We start from the raw sequence: 24328 nt of genomic DNA, 5'->3' as shown, positions 1-24328 counted from the left end.
TGACCGTTACACGAACTATCAAAAGGGGACTCATTACGTTAAATGCGTGAGATGTTTATAAGTGCGGGTTAAGCCCCCGGAGAGGGGGAAAAACGAGTGAATAAAGCGTGCATAAAACAGGGGCTAAAATGCATAGCGTTTTCAATGGTCGAAACGCCTGTTTTTGCATTTTCAGCCCAGGACGTTTTTATATATGTCGGCAGCTTCCTGCGGAGAGAGGTTTGTTGTCTCCGTTTTAATCGCACCACCGCCGGGGCCAGATAGCTCGAATCGCTTCGGCGTCTCCAGTTCCATCAGCAAGGTTTCCGGGACTTTTATCCCCTCAGCCTCAAGCAGCTGCGCCGCCTCCAGCGCGGTATACTTCCCGGCCACCTTATGCTTCATCACGTCACGCAGCACATCACGAAGCCGATCTTCTTCCCCGTACACGCTGCGACCGAGCCCAAGGGATTTGGCAAACAGGGCAACATCATTGTGCGTTGGTAGTACATCTTCAACTGTGGTCTTCACACCATCAGGCGAAGTGGTGATGGTTTTCCGCTTACGAACGTTCAGGCTTTTTCCCGCGACGTTGTTTATCTTCTCCGCCAGCACTTCGCGAGCCTCGGTAAAAGCACGCTCGAAGTCGATATTCTCTTTACGCCAGCGGCGGATCGTCGTCTCATCCACACCTAAGCGCTGAGCAACCATCCGGTTACTGATCTTGCTGCGGGCTAATGCCATGTCCATAACGATACCGACGTAGGCTTTTTTGAAGCTTTTTTTAGGAGCCATACGCCCGCCTAAGTCAATGTGTTTATTTTTTGTTCAAATCTCAATTTCCCGGATCCGAGTGCGGCGTATCACGCTGCAATTTCTGGCTTGCAGGCCTTGTCCTCTCTGGTGCCGAGTGCGGCATATCAAAGGGGGTAAAAATGCGGCATATGGTATTTTTTGGCAAAACTGCGATTTGATGCCCGCAGACCGCATGAAATGGGGAGATAGTGGATCACCCTATTATTTCCATTATCTGAATAACTCAGTCCAGATCCATGTCTACTGGCGCGCAAAACAGATGCCCGTAGACGTCAATGGTGGTCTTGATATTCACATGCCCGATAAGACGGGAAACATGCGTGATATCGACACCTCTGGCAGCCAGACGAGACACAGCAAAATGGCGGAGATGGTGAAATCTCTTAATCCCGTGAGCTGACAGCGTTTTCTGCAATATGCCCTGGGTGCCGTAGTTGATAGACAGCGGGGCCCGGGTAAAACTGTTTGATACCAGCGGCTGAGGCGTACCGAACAATGATTCATCCAGCAGCGTCAGAAGTTCACGGGGCATTCTCACCTGACGTTCAACGCCGCGTTTCAGCCCTTCGTGGATAACACCGTCAACGATATGCCGCCGGATCTGGATTATCTCGGGTGAAACATCCTCGTAGGTCACCGCCAGCGCTTCACCGAGGCGCAGACCGCAAATCCCCAGCCAGCACGCAATGCGTTCCCGCTGTGGTGCTGTGTTAAGGAGTTGCCGCACCGTCTCTCTGGTGGGAATGGTTATCGGCCTACGGTGCCGCCGAACCGGACGATCCACCGGGTTAAACGTGATAAGCCGCTTTTCAATCAGCAGGAAAAATGCCGAACGGATCCAACGCTGGCAACCAGAGCGGACTGATTCTGCAATATCGTGATGGCTGATATGGAGAACGTTTTTTTCCAGTATTGGCCCTTCAACTGCGAGAAGATCATGACGGCATTTGGTATAGGTTGACAGTCGTATAACATTTTTTCCCATTTTCCCGGCCTGATAGCCAAGAAAAAACAGGATTAACTTCCGAAAAGTCCATGAATGGTCTATTCCGCTCCAGTTGGCAGTTCGACAATCCAGTTCGATATTCTGTTTTTGCCAGAAATAGCATGCAGCATCATCAATATTCTTAAAAATACGACGACGCCCATGTCCGGATTTTTCATCCCGCCAGTGAACGTAATATTTTAATTGTCCATTGGCATCAGCAGATTGTTTTATCGATGCCATACTGAACAGATTCCGGTATTAAAAATAATCAAAGCATTATCGAGGCCCCTCGGTGAAGGACCTCTGTAATGATATTATTTAACGTAGGTGACTTTCGTCTGGATCAACCGCCGAATGAGGCGAGCGGCCTCGCGTTCCATCTCGTCAATGTTCCGAGGATTAACCGGGAGTCGCGCATATTTTTGCTCAATCCAGTCGAAGACCTGATTAACCTGCTCGCTGTCTGGCGGGATTACTTCAACATTTAATCGTGCCATCTCGCCCCACCTCTTTATCATTGAGTGTTGCAACATTATCGCGGGCCATTGAGAGGCAAAACTTCACGATAAGCGCCATCAGCACATAACAGACGCCAGTAAATACCCAGCCGGAATATGCCAGTAAAACGGCGATGGCGGCCAGGCAGATCCAGTCAATAAACCGCATAAACGTTGATTTCCGCTTTACGGCTTCCCGGACAAGATCGACAACCTTCTGTTTTGCTTCTTCGTCTTTTACGAGTTCTTTCGCATAACTAAGCACAAGAATGAGCAATCCCACAAACAAGCCGAGGAGAATGATCACCCAGTAAGCTGCTACAGTAATGCTGACCAGAGCTTTTGCCCCCGTGACAGAGCCAAAAGCGAGGAGGCATAAAAGACTGTACGAAACGATGTTCGACACAGCTTTTGTCATAAACTTTTTCATTGCGTTTCCTTTAAGGTGTGAGCCTGTCGTACGGAAGTACTGCCCGAGAGAGGTCGCCACCTTTGCAGCACTCCCCAGGCTCACTACTGAAAGACTCTCGTTGATAGCGCGCGTACGATGCGCAAGAAAAAGCCCCGCTATTTACGAGGCTCCTGATTAACGGGCTTGTTGTTTGATACCCTCACCGACTCGTAAACCTTCTCGCACGTCATTCCGGCGCGGTAGCTTTCGTCAGCTCGTCCAGCATAATATTTAGCTTCGTCTGCAAGGCTTCCGAGCATGTCGGCGAACATTGCGGCGTTGGCGCTGGCTGTTTTGCTTCCGACGGCAGCGGCAAGATTTGCGGTGTGCTTTGCGGCGTCCAGGTGGGTAGCGAGTTTTCTGGCTTGTTGCTGCAGCTGGCTAACAGTGGTAGACAGGCCAGCAGCATTGGCAGCAGCTTTTGCGGCTTGTGCTTGAGCATCTTTGACAGCCTCATCACGGGCAATAATCCGCCCTTGTTCAATCATGCGGGCGGCGGTCTGCGCGTTCGCAGCCTGTGAAGACTCTTTGCTATCGCGGTCAGCCCACTTTTTTTGCCATGCACGATCCGTCCAAGTATCACCGGCAATAAACGCCCCGGCCACCAGCAGCATCAGCGCCAGAGGCCTCCAGTATTTTTCTGTCAGGGCGATCAGCGCGCTCATACCAGTACCGATTTCGCTTTTTCATAGCGCGCTTTTCGGTCATCAAGGCCGTTAGTGCCGCCGTTAATAACTTTTGTTACGGCCACAATATCGCCGGTGCGCTTCAGGCAACCTTTCGAGCTGTAGAACCATGCAGCCGAACGCGCCGCATAATCATCCTGCTCAAGCAACTGCGGCACGAGTAGCAAATCAGCCTTCAGGCCCGCGCCACAATCGCTGTAATTGTCATGCCCGGTAATCTGAATCAGACCGCGACCGCGATAATTCCAGCCATCGTTTTTCTCAATATTCCCCATGCGATTCGCATAGACGATATTGGCGATCGCCTGCTGGTTTGCCGGATGCTCTGACGTTCGTCCGTATTGCTGCGCAGTTTCTGGGGTGAAATATTTGCCGAATGTCGCTCGCAGCCCATCAGCGGAATAGTTCAGGTTTTCGACAATACGGGTAAAACCGCCGGACTCATGCCCGACCTGAGCAATAAACATCGCCTGATCGTCAGCTGATACGATCCCGAACTCAGCCATCGCCGCATTTACTGGCTGAAACCAGCGTGCAGCCAGCTCAGCGCTGATATTTGCGGCCTTTTCAAACTGTGATTTGTTCATTTATTTTCCTCGGTGGTGCTTACTCCGGCACGTCTGGCAACAACGGCGAGAGCCATGTCACGCAACCTGTCCGCTCCAACAAACCCCACCAGCGCGCCGACGAATGCACCCGAATTAGCAGGCAATCCCAGGTACTCCAGCAACGCAGAAACAGCAAGGGCGAAAATCCCACAAATCAGCGCGCCGGTGGCGGTGTAAAGTTTTGGCTTCCCGGCGCGAATATCGATAAGTGCTGAGATGCCCAGAGCGCATAACCCGGCGTAGACTGACGGCAGATATAGCGCGATCCATTTCATTGTCTGTTCAAAAATCCCGTGAGAGTCATTCATAGGTCCACCTCGCCTGTTTGCGGGTGCTGTGTGTGAAACTGGAGTTGCCCAAGTGGGGAAGAAAAGAGGTTATTTCCGACGGAAAGCGTACGAAGCGACGCCTTTACGCCCTAACTGGCATTCGATGGTGTTCTGTTCGACGCACTCGAAGCCCTGTTCTGCAAACCAGCGCTGAATACCGGCATCGGTGAAATACCAGATGTGCTCCGCCTTCCGGTAATGGTGAGAGCGGATAATGTCGCCGGCATCGGTAAAGATGGGGATCGAGACAAACACGAATTCAGAGGCCTGCTGAACCGCCAGTTCTGGCTCGTCGATGTGCTCCAGAACATCCCACATCGTCAACGCCCGCCACTGATTGGCGTAAAGGTCTGCGAATGCGCCCCGCTCATTCAGCCAAGTGACACCTGCGGGGTTTACGTCATACCCGAGCGTTCCCGGGCGAGTAGAAACAAACTGGCCGGCACCAATACCAACATCGAGCACAGGACCGTGAAAGTGTCGTTCCACCAGCTCAATTCGGGATTGCGTTAACGCCCGTCCGGTGTCGGTATCTGCCAGCTGCTGATACTTCGCAAAATAGCTTTCGTCATAAGGGCGAGCTGGCGGGACCGGATAACGACCGATCCCCAGTTCGGGAAGAAATACCAGCCCGCTGTTTAATTCCTGATAAAACGACTTCATCCAGCCAGGCCTCAAATATTGAGTCGAAATTAGAGATACGCTTGTCGCAGTGGTGATCCCACTCTTCGCAGCGGCAGTAGTTGTCCGGAATGGCCCAGCCGACTCGCGAGAGGTCCATCGCTGGATCTGTCACGATTTCCGGCGCGTTGTGGCCGCCCCGCCCGCCAGCAACAACATAAACAGGCGTTCTGTAGGCGATGGCAGCAGGAAGCGCCCAGCCAACCGGCGAAACCACTACAGCAGCATGTTCAATCAGGCGCATCAGCGATTTAAAATTGAGTTGTCCGGAGTGCAGCCGCAGATCCGCTTCGGGAAGCTCGCCGACCGCCCACTCTTCCCCCTCCTGCAGGTCAGCCACGCTGATCACACAGAAATGTTTCCTCAGTAGCCGGGAGGCCTGTATCAGATAATCAGGATCAGGGTTGCGAGAGTCGCTACGCCACTCAGATCGCACTGTTGCCGGACGAATCACCGCAATCGGCTTTTGATGGGTGAATTCAGCCGGGCCGAAAGAAGGCAGATCCAGCGCTGCTGGCTCTACGCCGAACTGCTGGCGCATAGCGTCAAAAATTGAGCCGCGTCGCAGGTGCTGTGGTCCGTAGAAAATGCGCTTTGTCTGCCGCATATCCGGCGGCTGCTGGAAAGCAGCTTGTGTCCGATATTCGTTCTTGCGTTGCGTTCGGAGCGTTGTAAAGCTACGAACGGGTAGAACGGGTAAATCTTCGTAGATTTCAGGCCAGGCAGTTTTGATGTAACTCCCCGGCGGTAACTGCTTAACGAAAGCACGCTGGTAGATGCTGTCGCCCATGCCCAGCATGCCATCGATGAAAAGAGGAACGTTCAAAGTGCGACCTCGCGAAGCGCCTCATTGAGGCCGAGCCGCCGGAAGCACTTCAGCGCAGTCTGGCGGCTGCTGTTGATGATGTTGACCTTCCCGGCCAGTGCTCTGGCTGTACTGGCGAACTCGCCGCGCCAACGCTCGACGCACTCCGCCGTTGGGTTATCGAGCCCCGCATGCTCCCCGTGCCAGTGGCTGCCACCAGTGATAGAGCAGTCGAAACCGAGAAGGATGATATTTTTCGCCCCGAGGCTGGCAGCAAACAGAATCGAGCGCTGCCCGGAGTTGAAGGCCCACCGGGTATCTGTATCAAACAGATTTAGTCCATAGCGTTTATGAGCCCGGTAATTGCAGGTCCAGCGAGAGGCGGAGGATGGCAGAAGGTCGATATTTGCATCCCACCATCGAAGATCGCCCGCGTAAATGTATTCACAATCAGGCACGGCTCGCCAGGTTGAGTTAACAGCGATGACGGGAAAGCCATTGCTGATAGCCGTTTGGCAATCCTCAGAAGTGAGAGATGGGCCAGATGCGCAGATAATGACCGTATTCATCTAGGTAGATGCCCCACCCTCAGTTTGATATTGTTAAATCGCCAAAAGTAACCACATCAAATATGGAGGATTAAATGAGTACATTTATTGTTCGCGTCGAACTGCATGATGCTGAACCAGAAGACTATGATGAACTTCATGACAAGATGGAAAGTGCTGGATACCAACGCCAGATCATTGCGGATTCAGGCAAAAATTATCAGCTACCGGATGCTGAATATATACGCTATCCCGCAACCGGAATGAGCACAGCTGATATTGGTAGCGAGGTTTATAAGATTGCGGATTCCGTCAAATCAAATCCTGGTGTACTGGTAACTGAGGCTGCAAGCATAGAGGTGCTTGGATTGCGACCGCCTAAGAAGTAGTTCCATCACCGATTTTAACCACAGGGGCGCTATCGTGGCGCTCCATTGCAATAAACGCGGCGGCCACGCAACGACCCAGGTTTTCACAATCTGCCTCTCCCGACTCACCGCGTGCCACAATAAGCTGGCCCAGTGCGATTTTTGCCTGGTAGCGGGATTCAGAAGACAATTCGTTAAATTTCATTACTGGCTCCAGAAACGACAAAACCCCGCCATTGCTGGCAGGGTTCCGATTATTAAGCGTTGTGTCGAAGTGACCACTCTTAACAGGATATCCGGTTTTTTACGTACGTAAACTTTTTTATGCGCCCGCCGCCAATCTGGATTCAGGCTCACGGGAAACATATCTGTCCATCTCCAGCCGGACATCGAGCATCATCAGCATGCCTTCGACAACTCCCTCAGCTTTCTGAAGCTTTTTACCAATATGGCCGTCGGAGCAACCATGCTTACGGGCCAGTGCCATAAACGTCATCCCCATCACGTAATAATCCACCAGCAGATCGTGCAAATCTCGGTTGTTTTTGTTCAGCCTGGCGATGCACCCGCAGACGACCATCGCATCATCATCACAGCATTGCGTCCGTGATTTTACCCGGGCCGGAAGAAGTCCTTTAAATCCAGCGGCAATCGGTGCCCAGGCAACATCTTCATGATTATTGGCTGCCCACGCTCCCCAGCGTTCTAATACCTGTTGTATGTCTCGCATTATGCTGCCGCCTTTTTCTTGTAGAAGACCAGCTCACGGACCTGATCGCCGTTCATGAGCATATCGTTAAAATCCCCATTGTCCGGCCAGCGAACGCTGACTTTCACAAGGTCATTTTTTGCCAGTAAATTAGCGTGGGCGCATTCAAACGCCGCCGCCTGGCCGGTGGCAGAGTGTTTATCCATATCAGCAAAAATAACCAAGTGTTTTACTCCTGCTGGCGCACGGAATTTCTTCATGAAATTGCTGTTCATCACCGCCCAGGTATTCACACCGTAGATCTGATAACAGGACAGCGCTGTTTCGATGCCCTCCGCAATTCCCAGCGTTGAGGAAACCGGAAACATGCGAATGGCGACTGAGCGGGCGTATTCGAGATAGTTTTCTTCCTGCAGGGATTTTTGCCGTTTGGCACTTTCGCCCAGCGGCGCTTTGCGGTCCCCTTCGAGTAACGTTCGGTGGAGATAGCACAGCTCACCTTTATCATCGGTGGCGAGGGCGTAGAGGACGTGATAAATCTTGCCTGCATGGCGCTGCTTGTCGCAGAACCTGATGGCTTCAGCGGGTAGTTTGTTGATCCCGCGCTGCCGGAGATATCCGGCACCGTTTGTGCCCTGCAAGGGTGGCAGCTTTGAAAATTTACTGATGACCCGCTGGCGCAACTTCGCTGCAGAGCTGTGCGCGGGAATTTTCTCGCGCTGGTAGTCATTGCCAATAAGCTGATCCACCTCAGCGCAGAGTGCCGAAAAGGTTTTGTTGGTCTGTGTAGCTGAAAGCAGCTTCATGCCGTCACCGCTGCCGCATACGCAGATCCACGTCCCCGCCCCGTCACGGTCGTCAATACGGAATTTACCCCGGGCGCTGCATACCGGGCATTCTCCCTTATAGTGATTTTTTCCGGTTATCGGTGGCAGGCCGTAATGCTCAAAAATTTCTGACCAGCGGCCCTTCGCCGCTTCTGCTGTCTTCACGCTGTTCTTCTCCCAAGCGTACTGCGAATATTTTCTACCTGGCGTTTTGCGTTAATAATCCTGCTGGTGGTTCCTGCATCGTTGTTGGTGTGTGAGGCTTCAGTCTTTTCAGCTGACTTCTCCTTGCCCTTCGCAAATTTGATGAGTTTGTGCCTGATGTAGTTATTAACCTCTGGGGTAATCTCCATTGGGAAATCGCTCAGGCCGTTGGGCCATTCATTGAATTTTTCGCGGTAGGTATGCGCACACCATCCATCACTGATGGGTTTTCCCATAGAAGTACGCTGGCGCTGATAAAATTTGATCTGGCTCCACCAGGACTGTTTGTCCGATTTGGTGTAAACCTTTCCGCCCTTGCCGAGCTTTTTGATATTGCGCTGCGTGTCGGTTTCCACGTCCTCGCCGGCCAGCGGCTTAAACCCGCATTTCGGGCAGACGTACACGCCTGCAGGCTTCATGAAATGACATTCCGGACATTCCTTCGGAAGTTTTTCCTCTCGTTCCTCAGCTGTACGGGCAGCAGCCTCTTTCATGCCATCGTTTTTGGATGGGAGGTCGTTGTACTCAATAGCGTCAGGAAACCCCAGGCGATGAACTGTGCCGCTGTGATCGAAGATGAGACAGGCATCTTTGCCAGGAGCTGTACGAAGGCCGCGCCCCAGCGCCTGCAGCCAGCGAATTTCGCTTTTAGTTGGCCTGGCGTAAATGACACAGCGAACATCACTGTCGAAGCCCGCCACCAAAACGCCGACGCTGACAATGATTTTTGTCGCGCCAGTTTCGAATCGGTGGATCATCAGCTGTCTTTCTTCGTGCGGCGTTTCTGCAACCATGACTTCGGCGTTAACGCCCGCTTTATTGAACTGCATGGTCACGTAGTTGGCGTGGGCCTTATTAACACAGAACGCCACTGTCGGAAGGTCCCGGCCGTTGCGCAGCCAGTTATCGACAATATCGCCCACCAGATCGGATCCGCACATAATCTCCGCCAGCTGCGTTTCGTCGTAGTCACTGCCGTACTCCATCGACGCTTTAGTTTTAACGCCTTTCAGGTCTGGCTTCGTTGGCGCGAAAAATTCGTAATTACTCAGATCGCCACGCTGGATAAGTTCGCCGATGGTGGTTGGCTTAATCAGGCGCTGGTAGTAATTCCCCAGGAAGGGGGAAAATGGGGTTCCGGACAGACCGATAACCTTCGCTTTGGTTTCCGTGGTGATCCGCTCAATTTCTTTGAGAATGCGACGTTTGCGCAGATGGGCTTCGTCGATAATAAGCAGATCGATATCCTGCGGGAATTCCCGGCGGATCAAGGTGTCGGCGCTGGCGATCTGAATCTGCAGGCTGGGGTCGTAATTTGGGTGGTCGCGCCAGATAAAGCTGATCTGGTCCTCCGGAAGGCCGTACTGTGCAAAACGCTGCGCCGTCTGGTTAATCAGGATGGTGTAAGGGGCGACAAACAACACACGCATGCCACGGCTCACCAGACCATCAGCAACAAATGCCGCCAGCCCCGTTTTGCCGCTGCCGGTTGGCATGTACATCATGAAAGATTCGTATGCCTTCCAGTCACGGCGCAGCATGTTAAGCGCGCGTTCCTGTGCAAAATTTGGTGTGATGTTCAGCATTATCAACCCCTTTAAGTTTCACTCTTCCAGGAAAAACCATTCCCGGTTTCTGCCCTGTAATTTCGTATCACATTGCTAGTACAGTGGCGATTTTTAGGCTCTGTCTCATAGATCAGCACCTGTCTAACCAATGGAGCTGCCTGTTGGAAAAGGCCTATTCCCATCCCTCTCCGATCTCCCCCCTTACCCCCCTCTTACCTCTCCCTTATTCATGTACTAGCAACCTAGTACGAAAGGGCAAAAAAAAGTAAGTGGGTGGTTCCTACTTCATCAGCAGCTGACGCCTTTAAGTCAGACTGCAACCAGGCCCCTTTAAGCCGGGTATCGTCAGGAGCGCTGTTGCGTTCCTGCCAGAGGCGGCTGGGCCGTGTAGCCCTGAATTGCCCGCCCGTGTGTTTCAACGAACCTGCGAAGCCTCACATTGGCCTCATGCCTTGCCCGGTTCTCCTTGCGGTATGAAACCGGTTCGGCGTCATGCGTAATTTCGTAAACCTCTGCGTACTTCAGCGCGACTTTGCGTCGGAGGGACGGAGGCAAACTCAGTAACTGCTGTTGGATCCACGCTGCATCTGCCTGGCTGTAGACCGATGGCAGATCAACCTGCACATAATCCGGGTACATATCGCCTCCGGTTAAAACAGGCTGCTCTGGCCCTTACGTTGCGCTGGCTTCTTTCCTGCACTCCGTTCGGCCACTGTGGTCTGTCCGATAGCCCACTGACGGGCGCGGAAAAGACAATCAGCAAACATGCTCCCCTTACGGGTGGCCTGAGAGCAGCAACGGTAATAATCAACGCCACACTCTGCCCCCCCCCCATGACGACTTCCGCCGGAAAGCCTTCACGCAGCAGCGCATCAGAGATGTGCTTTTTGATAAATTCTTCCGGTGACATGTCACGCCCCAACCTGCTTCACGGAGAGCTGATAAATATCAGGCCGCAACTCCGACCTAGTGATCGCCCCTGCCGTTTCTTGCTCGAGTCGTATAGCAAGATTGAATCCGGCATTTTTATGCCCGTTGAACACCAAACGCAGGTAGTCCCGTGTTGAGCCTACGTTTTTAGCTAAACGAACCTGCTGAGCCTTCGTTAATGAGTTCCAGTACGCTTTCATTAAATGTACCTCCGTGGTACATATTACATCAAAATAATGAACCGTAAAGGAACTTGTACCGCAAGGATACAAACTGAGAGAATAACTGTATGAAAACTGTTCATGAAATCAGGCGTATAAACGCTAGAAAATTACGAGACGGAGTTGGTGGAAACTCGTTTTTTGCCAACATGATCGACCGGGAGCCTACTCAAACAAGTAGGTTTATGAGCGATGGCGCGACCAAAAATATTGGTGATGCCATGGCACGGCACATTGAAAAATGTTTCGACCTCCCCCTTGGCTGGCTGGATCAAGAGCATCAAACAACCAATATTGCAAAAAACCCCGATGTTTCAGATACTAATAGAAATATTCGAAAGGTCCCCGTCATCTCGTGGGTTCAAGCTGGCGCGTGGACAAGAGTGGATGATCAAGAGGTTGATTTGTATAGCACTGAAACCTACCCATGCCCCGTTCCTTGTGGTCCTATGACCTATATCCTACGGGTAATAGGTGATTCGATGGTTGATGAATACCGTCCCGGAGACATGATTTTTGTAGATCCTGAAATACCTGCAATTCATGGTGATGATGTAGTTGCATTGATGCATGACACTGGAGAAACCACCTTTAAAAGACTTATAGAAGATGGTGGAAGCAGGTACCTCAAAGCTCTAAATCAGAACTGGCCTGAGCCATATATAAAAATTGATGGAAACTGTTCAATCATTGGTACTGTGATATTTTCTGGAAAACCAAGAAGATACATAAGCAAACCATAAAATAAACTACGAAACCTGCTGCGGCAGGTTTTTTTATACTTGACAGTGTACCCTTAAGGTACATAATGTACCTATCACAAAGACAAAGAGGTACATCATGAGCATCAATAACATAATCCAGTTAATTGAAATTGACTTAACCAGAGATATCAATGTAACCGACCTTGCAAGTGAAGCGGAAAATCAAACAACATCATTGCTTGAGGCTATAAATTTTATAAGCCTCAAAATTATGGAAATGAGCGAAAGTTCAAAGGGGAGCAATACAAAAATTAACGCGCTGTCAGGTATTATCGCCGACTTGGCAGATTTAGCCATGGTAACAAATAAAATTTCAAACGAGTCCAGCTATCATAGCGGAGTGAGAGAAAGCAAATGATTAATACTCCAGCAAATGACGCTATTATTCAGGCTGAAAAAATCATTACTGATATTTTCGAAAATGGCACACATGATAAAGATACTGGTGAAGGGCTTTACAGAGCAATGACTCTGATAGCAGATGTACGTTCGGCTATAAGCGACATTGATGATCTCTTTTTTGATGCAGTCATTACAGCCCGAAAGCTAGAGGCACTTACTGGCGTTTATTGTGAACAATACTTCACAGATGAAGATAATGAACGGCAAGAAACATATTTAGCCGCTACGATTCGTGACTATGCAGAAAAATCCCGTAATGAATTAAAAAATATTCAATCTAAATTAAGTTAACCAAAAATAAATTTAAATACAGCTTAACCGCTGGGGCTCTCTGCACCCTGAGGAAAGAGAAATGACATGTATCAAAGATAAAAGCGCATATAAAACAGCAAGGCAATTTATTGATGCAGGTTATGACGTTATTGCAAATCTGTTTCTGCGCAAAGCTTATGGGCTCTAATTATGAGTGAGCGCAATCCAACAACCAAACCATGCAGTAATATGACACTCACCGAAATAAGTGTTGTAACAGAGCGTCTGTATTACCTGCTGCAAACAGTTACAGAAAAACTATTACAGGCTTGAAGATGCACAGCGTTTTCATCTGTTAGAAATCGCTTGGGAAATATCTGGGCATGTAGACAACTGGATGAATGCTGAAGAGGTTCGACGTGGATAAATTAATTGAAACTCGCCGCCGCCGTCTCGTTCATGCAAAGCTTGATTCTGTTATGCGAAGAACTGGCGGAAATATTCAGATGGCGAAACTTGATAACGGCACGTTGTTTCCGGTCGAGTTATCCGAAGAAATATTAACTAAGGCGCTGATAAAACTATTCGAAGGAATGATTTATGACACACATAAACGTTCCGAAGCGGAATCAATTATTTCCGGGTATTACTCGGACTGTCTCGGGAAAAGCAAATTAACGCCTGATGCCGTGTATTTCATGGATGCACTGATTGAAACACTCGCAGAAGAAGCAATGAAAAAGCGGAGAAACCAGAATGCAGCATAACCAACAAATGATAACGCATCGCGGAATGCAAATTCCTCGTCCGGTTTTGAATGTTGATTTGCATGTGCTTCCAGATTTTACAGGGCGCATCGTCCTCTACATCGAGAGCGGCAAAGTGAAATGCGACCGCCGGGTGCACGACGACGAACATATTTGTGGGCTGGACACCTTTATCGAATTAGCCCGCAAAGCAGGGCTTCACATTGAGGAGATTTCAAATGTTCGATAACCGCACCGTCAGCGCAATTGACCTGGCGCTCCAGAAGCACGACACCCCAGTTGGCCCGCTATTCGTCGCCAAACGCAACGGACGCATTAAGAAGTGCTTTAGCCGCGATACCGCGATTCGCTACCTGGCGTTTTTCATGACGACCTGGTCATTCGAAGCATCTGGCTTTAAATGCCGTCACCCGCGAGTACGAATTGATCGTGACGATATGGAAGTGTGGCGCGATGGCGAAACTACTACGGCTTACCTTGCCGCCCACCAGCGCTGTGAACGTCGTTTGCGTCGCATTCTGGCCCGTAAGCGTGAAATGCAGAAATGGTGTGAGAAGTACGACGCATGGGTCTCGCAGCGTGACGAGCTGATGAAGCTGAAACCGTTTTGAGGGCGCTGATGAAACTTTATCTCCGCATCGTTATCGCGCTGGTGATCTTTGCCAGCGTCTACGGGCTCCTTGTTCCTTCTCTCATTTCGATGAAGGACACCGTGTCCGTTATCTCTGGCTTAGCACTGGCATTTCTGACCCCGCCGTGCCTCTACGCCATTTTTATGGGTCTGTCTTCCGGAAAGGATAAAAAATGAAAAAGGTTATTTTCGCTGTTCTGATTTCCGCCGCCGCTGCTGGCCTGACTGGTTGCGATCGCGTCGAGCCCGGCAACGTGGGTATCAAGGTGAACAAGCTGGGCGACGACAAAGGCGTTGGTGAGGTTGTCGGCGTTGGCCGCTATTGGACCGGCTGGAACACGGAGGTCTACATCTTCCCGACCTTCAAACAGATGAAAACCTACGACGACGCGTTCAATTTCCAGATGAGCGACGGTACGACAATCGGTTATCACATCGGCGTGGCGTACAAAGTGGATCCGACCAAAGTCACCACCGTTTTCCAGACCTACCGGAAAGGTGTGGACGACATTACCGATACTGACCTTCGCCAGAAGATCGCCGATGCGCTTAACCGCCTTGCCAGCCGCATGAGCACCGACAAGTTTATTGATGGCGGCAAAGCTGATCTGCTGGAAAGTGCCCTGAAAGAGATCCAGTCCGACATGGGGCCGGTCGGCATTCAGGTTATTAGCCTCTCCTATGTTGGCCGCCCGGAGTATCCGCCGACAGTTATCGACAGTATCAACGCCAAAGTCACCGCCAACCAAAAGACGCTGCAGCGCGAGCAGGAGGTGAAACAGCGTGAGGCTGAAGCCAATATGCTGCGCGCGGAAGCCGATGGCCAGGCAGATGCAAAACTGAAGCTTGCAGAAGCTGAAGCGAAATCTATCCAGATCCGTGGGCAGGCCATGCGTGAGAACCCCGAAGTGCTGCAGCTGGAAGCTATTAACAAATGGAATGGCACCCTGCCGCAATACATGACCAGCGGCGCTGGCACTCCATTTATCCAGGTTAAGTAATCGCACCAGCCCGGTGTAGCGCCGGGCTAACAAAAAAATGAGGCTGAAATGAAAATTGACTTCAACGACTACGGAGCCGTGGCATCGGTGACGATCACCAGCACTATTTTTGAGTTTCGCAAGCATAACCGAGTGGTCGACACCACTCTGTTTCTGGTCCCGGGAGTGGTCAGCGAACGGCGCGGCTCCTTCTTCATGAAGACGTTTATCTCAGGGAAAACCCGCGATGCGATGCGAGCTTATAAAACCGTACAGCGTGAGGTGAAACGATGAGCAAAGGCCAACAACCAGCCTATCCATGCCCCAGTAACGCAACCCCCTACGGCATGACATACCGCCAGCACCTGGTTAGTCAGCTTGCGCCCGTAGTCGCTGCGCAGTTCTTCGAAAGCAACGCCTGGGATGATTACGACGACATGGCCGGATCACTAATGATGGTGGTCGACAGCATTATTGAAGCGGAGAAGGAGACGGCAAAGTGAGCAAAATTCAGAACCCCGTGGTGATTATTCACAAACGAGAAAATAGCGATACCTACGCCGTCGCAATAACCAGCGGCAGCAGTGACTACCGCGATGCTGTTTTAATGGCAACAATGGAACCGGATATGACGGGGGATGCTGTCGATACCTGGAGCAAAACCGGCTACTACATGGCAGCAGAGATCGAACGTCTGCGAGCCCATAAGCAACCCGAGTATCCAAAGTTGTTACCCTGCACCGTTGAATTAAAACCCGGTCTGATTATCGGAAAAGGCTGTAAAACAGAGACATTGCTTACTGCACTGCAACGTCGCGACGACTATTACGCTGAAATTGACGCCATGACCCCAGAGGAACGCATGAAGCGTGACGCCAGCATTGAAGCGTTTAAAGCAATGCTGCCCTCTGTCTCATCGGTGGCGGCCACAGCCAAAACTCTGACGATAAACCTGCCCGATGCCAGCTCGAAGGCATTCTGGAGCGGTACAGGTAAGAGTGAGGTTTTCCACCCTGAAACCTATCGCCGATGGGTGAAAGAAGCGATCGAGCGTAATTGCGTTATCGCAGGTATTGAGGTGAAAGTGAAATGATTAGCCACGCCCCAGAACCCAAGATGGTAGCGTCAGGCCGCATTCGCCATCGCCATTATCTGATCACAGTTCACGCGCTCGAACGTTATATCGAGCGTATTGGCGGCGATGCCGGAGACATGATCGCGGAAATAGACAGTTCATGGTTGTTCGATTTTAACCAAAGAGGCCACTCTCGCAGATGTTGTGCTTCAGCTGCTGCGGCCGACCGCGCCGGCGGTTATACGCTGAGTAGCGGGCGAGCAATGTTTATCGTGTTCCCAAAAGAACAGCACGCGATCGTGACCACGTTATCTACGGGAGCAATCGGATGAACAAGGCTTTTGAAATGTGGGTTCGCAAGCGGTACGGAAACCGCTACGACCTGACGCGAGATTGTGACGGCTTTTACTGCCGGGAAGTGGTTAAGCGGATGTTTGATGTGTGGTGCCACTGCCGTGGCCTGAGCGTAGTGTGAGGTACATATGAGCGATTTAATGACAACAAAGCAGGTGGCCGATTACTGCGGAGTTTCGGTGTCAACGGTGCTGCGCTGGAACAGCATCAACGGTAAAACCGGCCAGAAGTACCGCCCAGAGTTCCCGGATCCGGATATAAAATCCTGCCCGAACAAATGGGCGGCACATAAAATTCACAGGTTCGCCGGAGTTATCCAGTAACGAGAGATTCCACCCGATCCCACCATGCCTGATAGGCTTTGCGTTGTTCTTCCATATAATCGCTCTTGTCATAAACTTGCCAGACACCTGGCAGTTTATGGCCGAGCATTATTTCAGCAACGTGTGGCTCTGTCAGATCAGAAAAATTTGTTCTCGCCGTTCTTCTCAAATCGTACAGTGACCAGTGTGGGAACTGATACCCCAGCCGCCGCCACGCATATTTCGTCAGGTTATACGGTAATGACTGTAATGATGATCTGCCAACCGGCTCCCGGCTATTCTCTTTCGTGAATACCATAGCTGAGCCATTATTCATGGAAATGGCATACTTCACTAACTCTTCGACTGGCCCGATAATTGGGCGCTTGAGTGGCTTCCCAGTTACCGCCCCCGTTTTATGCCGCTCAGCTGGAACCGTCCATACCTTGCTGCTCAGGTCGAAATCACTCACTCTGGCCCCAATCAGCTCAGCAGGCCGACAACCAAAGTGCAGCAGCAGCTTAATAAAGACTCTGTATTTGGGGACTAAGCGGGAGCCATCAACAGCACCGTATAGAATCTTGATTTCTTCATGGCTCAGGAATCTTTCACCCTGACCTTTTTTGATGTCCATATCTTTGCTGGTTATATCGGATAAAGGCCGATTCTCCACCAGCTTTCTTTTGAAAGCCCATACGTGAGCCTGCTTTGCATTCACCAGTAGCCTATCAGCTATTCCAGGCAACCGATCGCTGATTGGCTCCAGTACTTCCAGCCAATCGTGAAGGCTGGCAATGTCATGCGGCAAATTGCCAATTTTGGGGAACAGGTGAATTTCGAAAGATCTGAGTATTTGTTCCGCGCCTTTCTTATTTTTCAGACAGTAGGTGTCATACCAAGCTCTGATCACAGATTCAACGGTTAACGCGCCCGTAGCACGCCGTTTTTCAGCCATCCTGACCAACTTGGGATTTCGGTTAGCTTCCAGCTCACCACGCAACCGGATCACTTCATCGCGAGCCTCTTTGAGCCCGGTAGCAGGATAAGAACCAATATCGATACGCTCGCCTTTCCCGGCCCACTGATAACGATATTGAAACACAACACGTCCTTTCGGTGACACTCTGACAGATAGGCCGTCACGATCGGATTTTACCATTACCTTATCGCGTTCCTTCCCTGAGACCGAACGCAACCATGTATCAGACAGCGCCATAAACCACCTTGTACAAACTTAAAAAATCATCTTCGGTTTGTACATTATGTACAAGCGCATGTACAGAATTTTGCTAAAAGCAATCGCATTAAAGCGTGATCAATTGAAAGGAGTTAAAGCGGATTAAAGTAATGAATCGTTGATGCAGCAGGAATGGCAGGTGATTTGTGAAAGGAGTTTGAAAAATCTGACAGGTTTTTATTTTACTTAATGAGGGGGGATTCGTGGGGGTGCGAGATAATCGCGAAGGTGCGGCGGCGTGCCACCTCTTCTAAAAAGGGATTAGACATGAGTGAATTCTTCTCAACGTAGCCACGCACTCTCAGGCGCAGCAGATAAATCACGGTGGCCGGCAGAATTTTACCGGCGAGTAAACGGTGCCAGATGCGACTTTCTGTCGTCGCGGGATGAGCGCAAAGTTACATTGGCGTGATTCCGGTTACCTGGTCAACTTTAAGGCGGCATAGCATACAATATTTTGCGCTATTGGCCTACAGCGGACGGAAGAGAAAGTCGCGCCACGGGCAAACAGCGGGTCACCGTGCAGCAGATGGCTGCTGGTGAAGCCAACGCGGGGGAAATGACGCCGGGTTTTCTCCCGTCTTTACGGTATTCATCCCGCCGCCTCGCCAGCGGGTTAATCCACCAGCTCAATGCCCAGACTTTCCAGCAGGCAAACCGCCTCCAGCCGCGAAAAGCGGGCTTTTTCGACTGTGTTGTTAAAGATGTTGATGGCGTAATGCCAGGATTCCGTCAGATCGGCCCCGCGCAGCACGGTGTGATGAAACAGGCTGCCCGTCATGTCACATTCGGTCAGCGTGGCACCCGTTAAATCGCACTCTCTGAAATCCACCTCGATCAGTTTGCATCCTTCCATTTTCACGCCGTGTAGCCGCAGACCAAAAAACGATCCGCTGGTCAGGATACACGTTGAAAAGTGCAATTCATGGTCCAGGTAAAAATCAGGCCACCAGGCTTTCGTCCAGTCCATGCCGGTCAGCTTGCAGTCGTTAAAGTGAACGCCAAAGAAGCGGGTGCCGGACGGATCGACCAGACTGAGGTTACAGTGCGTAAAGACGCAGTTAATGAATTTACAGGCTGAAAAGCGCGCCGAGGTAAAGTTAACGTGCGTAAATTCACAGTCTTCAAAATGCGCCTGCGTGAGCACCCGTTCGCTGAGATCGCAGGTGGTAAAACACGCATCATAGTATTCAGTGTTGCTTTCCAAAGATTGCATTTTTACGCCATCCTCTTTCGTGCGAAGACACAGGCCCCGCTCCGCATAGTAAACCCCGGCCAGGCACACCAGTGTAATGCTGCTCATGCTTCCTGACGCGATTATGGCCTTACCTTATCACCGGGACGGGAAAAAGCGGTTGCCGGACAGTAGCAGAACGCCGCAGAACGCGGTCCACTGACGGATCCGGGCCGACTGGATAAACCGCCTTCACGCCCGCGCGTCCGGCACAACCTGGCTCAGACACAGGCAGAAAAGCAGACCACAATGATAATTGCTCGCATTCAAGAGTTGAAATAATTCTTTTTAAATCAATCAGATAAAATGGTATTTTTTTAACAAAACGCTTCACATTTCTTATTAGCCTGATGCATAATTCATCACTTATCACCTGTCTATTTACAATGAAATAAGGACGCGGCCATGCTGACTGCTGAAATGACTGGGCGTTTAAACGACCAGCTGAACCTGGAATTTTTCTCCGCGAATCTCTATTTACAGATGAGTGCGTGGTGCAGCGATAAAGGCTATGAGGGCGCAGCGTCCTTCCTGAAAATGCACTCACGTGAAGAAATGGAACACATGCAGCGCCTGTTTAACTACCTGAGCGATACCGGTGCGATGCCGGTGCTGGGTACCATCGCAGCCCCGCCTGTTGCCTACAATTCACTGAACGAAGTGCTGATTCAGGCGCTGGATCATGAAAAGCTGATCACCAGTAAGATTAACGAGCTGGCCCATGCGGCAATGACCACCCAGGACTATTCGACCTTCAACTTCCTGCAATGGTACGTTGCGGAACAGCATGAAGAAGAGAAGCTGTTTAAAACCGTACTGGACAAACTGGCGATGGTCGGTGAAGGCGGCAATGGCCTGTTCCTGGTAGATAAAGACCTGGGACGCATGAGCACTGAAACGCACTCAGCCTGAATACAAACCGGCCCACGCAGGTGGGCCGGTGGTTATTGTGACAAACCCTACCGGTCTGACACGTTACGGCTTATGCCAGCCGATAGCATGACGTCATTTCACCGTTGATCCACAACGTACGTTTCTCACCCGGCGGTAAGATAACCGTCATTTCCCGCCATGCTGGCAGATAATCCCCGCGCTTCTCGACCGTCAGATCCAGCCGCGACGCGCTACTGGTTAACGTCCAGCTCAGCCAGAGTGCATTGCCCTGGCGCCAGCCGTGCGACTCGCCGTCATCGTCAAACAGCTCACCGTGGGTCGTGGCGTTGCCCGGCGCAGGCCATACCTGCAGTTCACGCACGTTGTCACGTTGCGCATCGGTGGTGGTTTCACACTGGCCAAGCGGAAGCGCGGCACCTGCGCGCACCAGCAGCGGCAGGCGATGCAGCGGTGCATCCAGCGTAACTGTTTGTCCGCCCGCCAGCCAGTTGCCGTTATGCCAGTCATACCAGCCGTGTGGATTCTCGGGCAGATATACGGATCGGGTACGCGCGCCCTGCTCCACAACGCTGGCGACCAGCAGGTCGCGTCCCAGCATAAAGTCATCGCACTCATCATAGGTCCGTGCATCGTTCTCATGGTCCAGGAAAGTCGGACGCAGCATCGGTTCATCGTGCGCGCTGGCCTGCCATGCCAGCGTATACAGATACGGCATCAGCCGGTAACGCAGGCGAATCGCCTCGCGAATCATTGGCGTGGCTTCCGGATACATCCACGGCTCATTCACGGTGTGATCGTCATTCCATGAGTGAATGGTAAAACGCGGATGCATAACACCATTCTGAACCCAGCGCACAAACAGCTCCGGATCCGGTTTATCCCCGGCAAAGCCGCCGACATCGTGCCCCACGTTAAACAATCCTGACAGGCTCATGCCCAGTCCCATGCGGATGTTGTAGCGCAGGGTCTGCCAGTTGGTCCGGTTATCCCCGCTCCAGGTCTGCACATAGCGTTGCATACCGGCACAACCCGAACGGGAAATCAGGTACGGGCGTTTTTCCGGGGCAAAACGCTGTTGGGCTTCCAGCGAGGCGCGCATCATCAGCAACGGCATGACCGGACGAATATGCTTAATGGCAATCGGCTGGCCGAAGCCATGACAACGCGCTTCGCCGTCCCAGACTTCATATTCATTGTTGTCGTTCCAGGTCGCGTCGATGCCTTTTTTCAGCAACTGCTCCGTGACGTTTTCCTGCCACCACGCCACCGTTTTGGGATGGGTGAAATCCAGATGCGAACCTTCGTCGTCCCAGAACACGGAGCGTTCTGGCTGATCCTGCTCAGAATCGCGGATAAACAGTCCCTGAGCCGCCACCTCGTCATAGCGCGGATGATCCTGTAACAGACAGGGTTTGATATTGGCTGCCAGCTTCATCCCGGCATCATGGAACGCGGCGGTCATCGCCTCGGGATTGGGCACTTTGTCGTAGTTCCAGTTAAAGACATAGCGCTTGTTATTAATCGAGGTATAACCGGATGACAGCTGAAACGAATCACAGGGGATCTCATGCTCACGGCACAGCTGGATGAAGGAGAGCAGCTGGTGTTGCGCATCCGGCGCATCGGTGTAGTGCACTATAGCCCAGGCTCCATTTTGGCTGAAAGAGCGTTCGGCCCGTCAGGCGCACAAACGCCTTGGTCACATCCAGCAGCGTCGGCCCCAGCATCATGTAGTAATCCAGATCGCCCGCCTCTGCACGATAGCGGCGATAAGGCAGATGGTAGTTATCCAGCTCATTGCCCAGATCGAGCCAGCTACTGGAAAGATTATCGTAGAACAGTCCAAAACTGACGCCGTCGCGCTGGGTCAGCGTGAAGGGAATATGTTTATAGAGCGGATCGGTGCTGGCCGCGTTATAGCCCATCGCATCCAGATTACGCATCTCATAGCGGCGATTAACCCGGTTAAGATCCCCGCTCTTTTCGCCCAGGCCATACACCCGATCCTGCGGCTGACGGCGCTGGTAATGTTCAACGCCATCGCCATGCATGTTCAGCAGATAAGCCCCGGTATGACGATCGGCCGCCAGCGGCTGCCACTCTGTGCCATCGAAATGCTCCCAGCTAAGGTACAACGGCGAGTGCACCGTCACGCGCAGCCGGTCGGTGGCCAAGCGAACAAACTGCGCCCCCTGTTCAAAGGTGAATGCGGGCAACGAAAAGCCTTCCAGCGATTCCCGATCGCGCCCCTGCCAGGGCACATCATCCTGAGGCGCAATGCTCCAGGTCCGGTTTAATGCCAGCTCCCCGTCGCGTTTTAATAACACGCGCATCAGCCCGCTTTCCAATACGTAAATACGTAAAAAGTGACGCTGCTCGGTTTTCAGTTCGACGAAGTGCGCTGCCTGCTGATGGAGCGTCCATGTCTTAAGCGTTTTCATCAGGTTACCCTCAATTTTTAGCAATATTCTGGCGGCGTTCGGCGATAAACATCACCAGGAAAACCGCGCCAATCAGGTCAAAGAAACCCATGGCAATAAACAGGGGATTGAAGCCAATCGTGTCGGCGGTGACGCCGATAATCAGCGAGAAGATAAAGCTGGCGATCCAGGCGCAGGATCCGCGCATGCCGTTGACTGTCGCCATCTGGCGGCGATCAAAACGCTCTACCAACAGCGCACTCAACATGCAGGAGATCACCTGATGACCGAAGCCACCAATGGAGATCAGCGCGATGGCCAGGTAGGGATCTTTAACCAGCGTCATTAACGCCAGCGAGATCATCAGCACCGCACCGGTGATCGAACTGGCAACGATCGAGTTCACCCGGGTGCAGCCAAACCAGCGCACATAGATTTTGGTCAGATAACCACTGGCCACGCTGCCAATATCTGCCGCCAGGAAGGGCAGCCAGGCAAACATCACGATCTGTTTCAGATCCATGCCGCGTTCATTGGCGAGGTAGAGCGGCACCCAGAAGCTCAGCACGGCCCAGGCGGGTTCGGCTAAAAAGACCGGAATGGCAATGCCATAGAATTTCTTTTCTTTGCCGATGACTTTCAGCGCGGTAAAGAACGGTAACTTTTCACCGATGACTTCCTTGTCCTGCGTAATAAAATCCCGCTCTTCATCCGACAAACGAGGATGGCGTTCCGGTGAGTGATAACCCCACCACCAGAGCGCGACCCAGATAAGGCCAAGGCCGCCGGTCAGCAGGAACGCGCCCTGCCAGCCAAAGGAGATATGGGCGACATAGATGATGGGCGGTGCCAGCATCGCGCCAATAGAGAACCCCACGCCCGCCCAGCCTGCCGCAACCGGACGTTCCTTTTTCGGAAACCACTCGCCGATGGCCTTGGCGTTGGCCGGCGTCGCCGCCGCTTCGGAGGCACCCATCACAAAGCGCAGCAGCGCCAGATGCAGCCAGCTTCCCGCCCCGGCGTGCAGCAGGCAGGTGATCGACCAGATGACGGCGCAAATCAGAAAGCCCATCTTCAGACCGATGACATCGATTAACCAACCGCACACGGGCTGAAACAACGTGTAGGCCAGCTGGAAGGCGGCAACGACCCAGGAATATTGCTCGGTGCTCATATTCAGGGTGTTTTTCAGTTCAGGGGCCAGAATGCCCAGGGAGTTTCGGGTGATGTAGTTCACCGTCACGCCAAGCAGAAACATGCCCAGCATCCACCAGCGCAGATTTTTTATGATCCGCAGCGGGCGCGATGCGCTGCGGGCAGAGGTTGAGTCGAGACTCATGATGACGCTCCTGTAGCCAGTGATTATCACGTTGCCGTGAACAAACTTCTCTCTGCCCCGACCTTAAAAAAGCGCAAAACGTGGGTACAGCCAATTTTTTGCAACTCTTTTCATGGCAAGCTTGCAGCACAACAAAAATGTCCGTTCACACCAGAAAGGACACGATTCAGCACTTTATGAAAAATTTTTCATTTGCAGACTTGAGGGCGATCACAGAATGAAACAAAGCTTAAAAGTGAGCGAAATTGCCGCCCTGAGCGGTGTGTCGGTGAGCACGGTTTCACGCGTTCTGGCCGGCAAAGCCAACATTCGCCCTGCCACGCGCGACAAGGTACGTAAGCGTCACATTTAAACCGTCTGTGCAGCGGGCTCCGGTTCCGGGAAAATAGTGTCCATCATTTTTTAATGGACACTATCGCGTGAAACACCGGACATGGCTCCTTGAGGCGCTTCGCCTCCATT

34 protein-coding genes and 3 pseudogenes are annotated in these 24328 nt (G+C 51.8%); 17 read left to right on the top strand and 20 right to left on the bottom strand.

Annotation, left to right across the window (positions count from 1 at the left end; genetic code table 11):
* Window positions 1–171 precede the first annotated feature (171 nt).
* The 10 genes from F7Q90_RS11830 to F7Q90_RS11785 form a co-directional block, all read right to left on the bottom strand.
* Window positions 172–774 carry a hypothetical protein gene (locus F7Q90_RS11830; protein WP_151160947.1) on the bottom strand — a complete coding sequence of 201 codons (603 nt, stop codon included), beginning with the start codon at window positions 772–774 and terminating at the stop codon, window positions 172–174.
* Between the two features lie 244 nt (window positions 775–1018).
* Window positions 1019–1780 (bottom strand): tyrosine-type recombinase/integrase, encoded by a 762-nt coding sequence (locus F7Q90_RS11825; protein WP_170283816.1) that lies wholly within the window; start codon window positions 1778–1780, stop codon window positions 1019–1021.
* 317 nt (window positions 1781–2097) lie between these two features.
* Complete coding sequence (locus F7Q90_RS11820) at window positions 2098–2280, bottom strand: hypothetical protein (protein WP_151160943.1); 183 nt, start codon at window positions 2278–2280, stop codon at window positions 2098–2100.
* Window positions 2261–2710 (bottom strand): hypothetical protein, encoded by a 450-nt coding sequence (locus F7Q90_RS11815; protein ID WP_151160941.1) that lies wholly within the window; start codon window positions 2708–2710, stop codon window positions 2261–2263. The genes F7Q90_RS11820 and F7Q90_RS11815 overlap by 20 nt, the downstream gene beginning before the upstream one ends.
* Window positions 2711–2847: 137 nt before the next feature.
* Window positions 2848–3396, bottom strand: a complete 549-nt coding sequence (locus tag F7Q90_RS11810) for a DUF2514 domain-containing protein (RefSeq protein WP_151160939.1) — start codon at window positions 3394–3396, stop codon at window positions 2848–2850.
* Window positions 3393–4004, bottom strand: coding sequence for a glycoside hydrolase family 19 protein (locus tag F7Q90_RS11805; protein WP_151160937.1), 612 nt, complete (start codon window positions 4002–4004; stop codon window positions 3393–3395). Before F7Q90_RS11805 ends, F7Q90_RS11810 begins: the two co-directional genes overlap by 4 nt.
* Window positions 4001–4333, bottom strand: coding sequence for a phage holin, lambda family (locus F7Q90_RS11800; RefSeq protein WP_151160935.1), 333 nt, complete (start codon window positions 4331–4333; stop codon window positions 4001–4003). Before F7Q90_RS11800 ends, F7Q90_RS11805 begins: the two co-directional genes overlap by 4 nt.
* A 69-nt stretch (window positions 4334–4402) precedes the next feature.
* On the bottom strand, window positions 4403–5017 hold the full coding sequence (locus F7Q90_RS11795; RefSeq protein WP_151160933.1) for a methyltransferase domain-containing protein: 615 nt from the start codon (window positions 5015–5017) through the stop codon (window positions 4403–4405).
* Entirely contained in the window at window positions 4923–5861 is a 939-nt protein-coding gene (locus F7Q90_RS11790) for a hypothetical protein (RefSeq protein WP_249042823.1), read from the bottom strand. The genes F7Q90_RS11795 and F7Q90_RS11790 overlap by 95 nt, the downstream gene beginning before the upstream one ends.
* Window positions 5858–6409 (bottom strand): motility associated factor glycosyltransferase family protein, encoded by a 552-nt coding sequence (locus F7Q90_RS11785; protein ID WP_151160931.1) that lies wholly within the window; start codon window positions 6407–6409, stop codon window positions 5858–5860. The genes F7Q90_RS11790 and F7Q90_RS11785 overlap by 4 nt, the downstream gene beginning before the upstream one ends.
* Before the next feature lie 74 nt (window positions 6410–6483).
* On the opposite strand from F7Q90_RS11785, the gene F7Q90_RS11780 reads away from it, so the two are divergent.
* Window positions 6484–6777 carry a DUF2622 domain-containing protein gene (locus tag F7Q90_RS11780; protein WP_151160929.1) on the top strand — a complete coding sequence of 98 codons (294 nt, stop codon included), beginning with the start codon at window positions 6484–6486 and terminating at the stop codon, window positions 6775–6777.
* Here the strand turns inward: F7Q90_RS11780 and F7Q90_RS11775 are convergent.
* From F7Q90_RS11775 to F7Q90_RS11750, 6 genes are all read right to left on the bottom strand, one after another.
* Window positions 6767–6961: a hypothetical protein gene (locus tag F7Q90_RS11775; protein WP_151160927.1), complete on the bottom strand. Its 195-nt coding sequence runs from the start codon at window positions 6959–6961 to the stop codon at window positions 6767–6769. The genes F7Q90_RS11780 and F7Q90_RS11775 overlap by 11 nt on opposite strands.
* Window positions 6962–7078: 117 nt before the next feature.
* Window positions 7079–7486, bottom strand: coding sequence for an antiterminator Q family protein (locus F7Q90_RS11770; RefSeq protein WP_151160925.1), 408 nt, complete (start codon window positions 7484–7486; stop codon window positions 7079–7081).
* The gene (locus tag F7Q90_RS11765; protein WP_151160923.1) at window positions 7486–8457 is read right to left on the bottom strand and encodes a toprim domain-containing protein; all 972 of its coding nucleotides are present in this window, start codon (window positions 8455–8457) and stop codon (window positions 7486–7488) included. The genes F7Q90_RS11770 and F7Q90_RS11765 overlap by 1 nt, the downstream gene beginning before the upstream one ends.
* Complete coding sequence (locus F7Q90_RS11760) at window positions 8454–10037, bottom strand: DEAD/DEAH box helicase (RefSeq protein WP_249042822.1); 1584 nt, start codon at window positions 10035–10037, stop codon at window positions 8454–8456. Before F7Q90_RS11760 ends, F7Q90_RS11765 begins: the two co-directional genes overlap by 4 nt.
* A 372-nt stretch (window positions 10038–10409) precedes the next feature.
* Entirely contained in the window at window positions 10410–10703 is a 294-nt protein-coding gene (locus F7Q90_RS27190; protein ID WP_151160919.1) for a hypothetical protein, read from the bottom strand.
* Between the two features lie 272 nt (window positions 10704–10975).
* A complete protein-coding gene (locus F7Q90_RS11750; RefSeq protein ID WP_151160918.1) occupies window positions 10976–11194 on the bottom strand; it encodes a YdaS family helix-turn-helix protein in 219 nt (72 codons plus the stop codon).
* Between the two features lie 89 nt (window positions 11195–11283).
* On the opposite strand from F7Q90_RS11750, the gene F7Q90_RS11745 reads away from it, so the two are divergent.
* From F7Q90_RS11745 to F7Q90_RS11685, 14 genes and pseudogenes are all read left to right on the top strand, one after another.
* Window positions 11284–11958 carry a LexA family protein gene (locus tag F7Q90_RS11745; RefSeq protein ID WP_151160916.1) on the top strand — a complete coding sequence of 225 codons (675 nt, stop codon included), beginning with the start codon at window positions 11284–11286 and terminating at the stop codon, window positions 11956–11958.
* Window positions 11959–12055: 97 nt separating this feature from the next.
* Window positions 12056–12337: a hypothetical protein gene (locus F7Q90_RS11740; RefSeq protein WP_151160914.1), complete on the top strand. Its 282-nt coding sequence runs from the start codon at window positions 12056–12058 to the stop codon at window positions 12335–12337.
* Window positions 12334–12672, top strand: coding sequence for a hypothetical protein (locus tag F7Q90_RS11735; RefSeq protein WP_249042821.1), 339 nt, complete (start codon window positions 12334–12336; stop codon window positions 12670–12672). Before F7Q90_RS11740 ends, F7Q90_RS11735 begins: the two co-directional genes overlap by 4 nt.
* Window positions 12673–13052: 380 nt before the next feature.
* The gene (locus F7Q90_RS11730; RefSeq protein ID WP_249042820.1) at window positions 13053–13400 is read left to right on the top strand and encodes a hypothetical protein; all 348 of its coding nucleotides are present in this window, start codon (window positions 13053–13055) and stop codon (window positions 13398–13400) included.
* A complete protein-coding gene (locus F7Q90_RS11725; RefSeq protein ID WP_151160910.1) occupies window positions 13390–13629 on the top strand; it encodes a hypothetical protein in 240 nt (79 codons plus the stop codon). The genes F7Q90_RS11730 and F7Q90_RS11725 overlap by 11 nt, the downstream gene beginning before the upstream one ends.
* Window positions 13619–14011, top strand: coding sequence for a hypothetical protein (locus F7Q90_RS11720; RefSeq protein WP_151160908.1), 393 nt, complete (start codon window positions 13619–13621; stop codon window positions 14009–14011). The genes F7Q90_RS11725 and F7Q90_RS11720 overlap by 11 nt, the downstream gene beginning before the upstream one ends.
* Before the next feature lie 8 nt (window positions 14012–14019).
* Window positions 14020–14208: a hypothetical protein gene (locus tag F7Q90_RS11715; protein ID WP_151160906.1), complete on the top strand. Its 189-nt coding sequence runs from the start codon at window positions 14020–14022 to the stop codon at window positions 14206–14208.
* On the top strand, window positions 14205–15032 hold the full coding sequence (locus tag F7Q90_RS11710; protein WP_135494767.1) for an SPFH domain-containing protein: 828 nt from the start codon (window positions 14205–14207) through the stop codon (window positions 15030–15032). Before F7Q90_RS11715 ends, F7Q90_RS11710 begins: the two co-directional genes overlap by 4 nt.
* A gap of 48 nt (window positions 15033–15080) precedes the next feature.
* Window positions 15081–15305: a hypothetical protein gene (locus F7Q90_RS11705; protein ID WP_151160904.1), complete on the top strand. Its 225-nt coding sequence runs from the start codon at window positions 15081–15083 to the stop codon at window positions 15303–15305.
* Complete coding sequence (locus F7Q90_RS11700) at window positions 15302–15514, top strand: hypothetical protein (RefSeq protein ID WP_151160902.1); 213 nt, start codon at window positions 15302–15304, stop codon at window positions 15512–15514. The genes F7Q90_RS11705 and F7Q90_RS11700 overlap by 4 nt, the downstream gene beginning before the upstream one ends.
* A gap of 431 nt (window positions 15515–15945) precedes the next feature.
* Window positions 15946–16104, top strand: a pseudogene (locus tag F7Q90_RS27865) (ATPase); the annotation flags it as partial.
* Window positions 16101–16418 carry a hypothetical protein gene (locus F7Q90_RS11690; protein WP_151160898.1) on the top strand — a complete coding sequence of 106 codons (318 nt, stop codon included), beginning with the start codon at window positions 16101–16103 and terminating at the stop codon, window positions 16416–16418. The pseudogene F7Q90_RS27865 and the gene F7Q90_RS11690, both read left to right, overlap by 4 nt.
* A complete protein-coding gene (locus tag F7Q90_RS26675) occupies window positions 16415–16561 on the top strand; it encodes a hypothetical protein (RefSeq protein ID WP_170283815.1) in 147 nt (48 codons plus the stop codon). The genes F7Q90_RS11690 and F7Q90_RS26675 overlap by 4 nt, the downstream gene beginning before the upstream one ends.
* A gap of 7 nt (window positions 16562–16568) precedes the next feature.
* A complete protein-coding gene (locus F7Q90_RS11685; protein WP_023331974.1) occupies window positions 16569–16763 on the top strand; it encodes a helix-turn-helix domain-containing protein in 195 nt (64 codons plus the stop codon).
* Here F7Q90_RS11685 and F7Q90_RS11680 read toward each other — a convergent pair.
* Complete coding sequence (locus tag F7Q90_RS11680; RefSeq protein WP_151160896.1) at window positions 16753–17958, bottom strand: tyrosine-type recombinase/integrase; 1206 nt, start codon at window positions 17956–17958, stop codon at window positions 16753–16755. The two genes, F7Q90_RS11685 and F7Q90_RS11680, sit on opposite strands and share 11 nt — an antisense overlap.
* 637 nt (window positions 17959–18595) lie before the next feature.
* A complete protein-coding gene (locus F7Q90_RS11670; RefSeq protein ID WP_006117596.1) occupies window positions 18596–19195 on the bottom strand; it encodes a pentapeptide repeat-containing protein in 600 nt (199 codons plus the stop codon).
* 423 nt (window positions 19196–19618) lie between these two features.
* On the opposite strand from F7Q90_RS11670, the gene ftnA reads away from it, so the two are divergent.
* Window positions 19619–20125 carry a non-heme ferritin gene (gene ftnA, locus F7Q90_RS11665; RefSeq protein ID WP_006117595.1) on the top strand — a complete coding sequence of 169 codons (507 nt, stop codon included), beginning with the start codon at window positions 19619–19621 and terminating at the stop codon, window positions 20123–20125.
* A gap of 70 nt (window positions 20126–20195) precedes the next feature.
* Here the strand turns inward: ftnA and F7Q90_RS11660 are convergent.
* Both F7Q90_RS11660 and F7Q90_RS11655 read right to left on the bottom strand, forming a co-directional pair.
* Window positions 20196–22548: pseudogene (locus tag F7Q90_RS11660) on the bottom strand (TIM-barrel domain-containing protein).
* A 10-nt stretch (window positions 22549–22558) separates the two neighbouring features.
* A complete protein-coding gene (locus tag F7Q90_RS11655; RefSeq protein ID WP_006117594.1) occupies window positions 22559–23866 on the bottom strand; it encodes an MFS transporter in 1308 nt (435 codons plus the stop codon).
* Window positions 23867–24083: 217 nt separating this feature from the next.
* Here F7Q90_RS11655 and F7Q90_RS11650 point away from each other — a divergent pair.
* A pseudogene (locus F7Q90_RS11650) lies at window positions 24084–24200 on the top strand (LacI family DNA-binding transcriptional regulator); the annotation flags it as partial.
* Window positions 24201–24328: the final 128 nt, after the last annotated feature.

It is taken from the genome of Pantoea stewartii subsp. stewartii, from assembly GCF_008801695.1.
Taxonomy (GTDB): domain Bacteria; phylum Pseudomonadota; class Gammaproteobacteria; order Enterobacterales; family Enterobacteriaceae; genus Pantoea; species Pantoea stewartii.
This window is presented reverse-complemented; position numbering and strand designations above follow the sequence as displayed.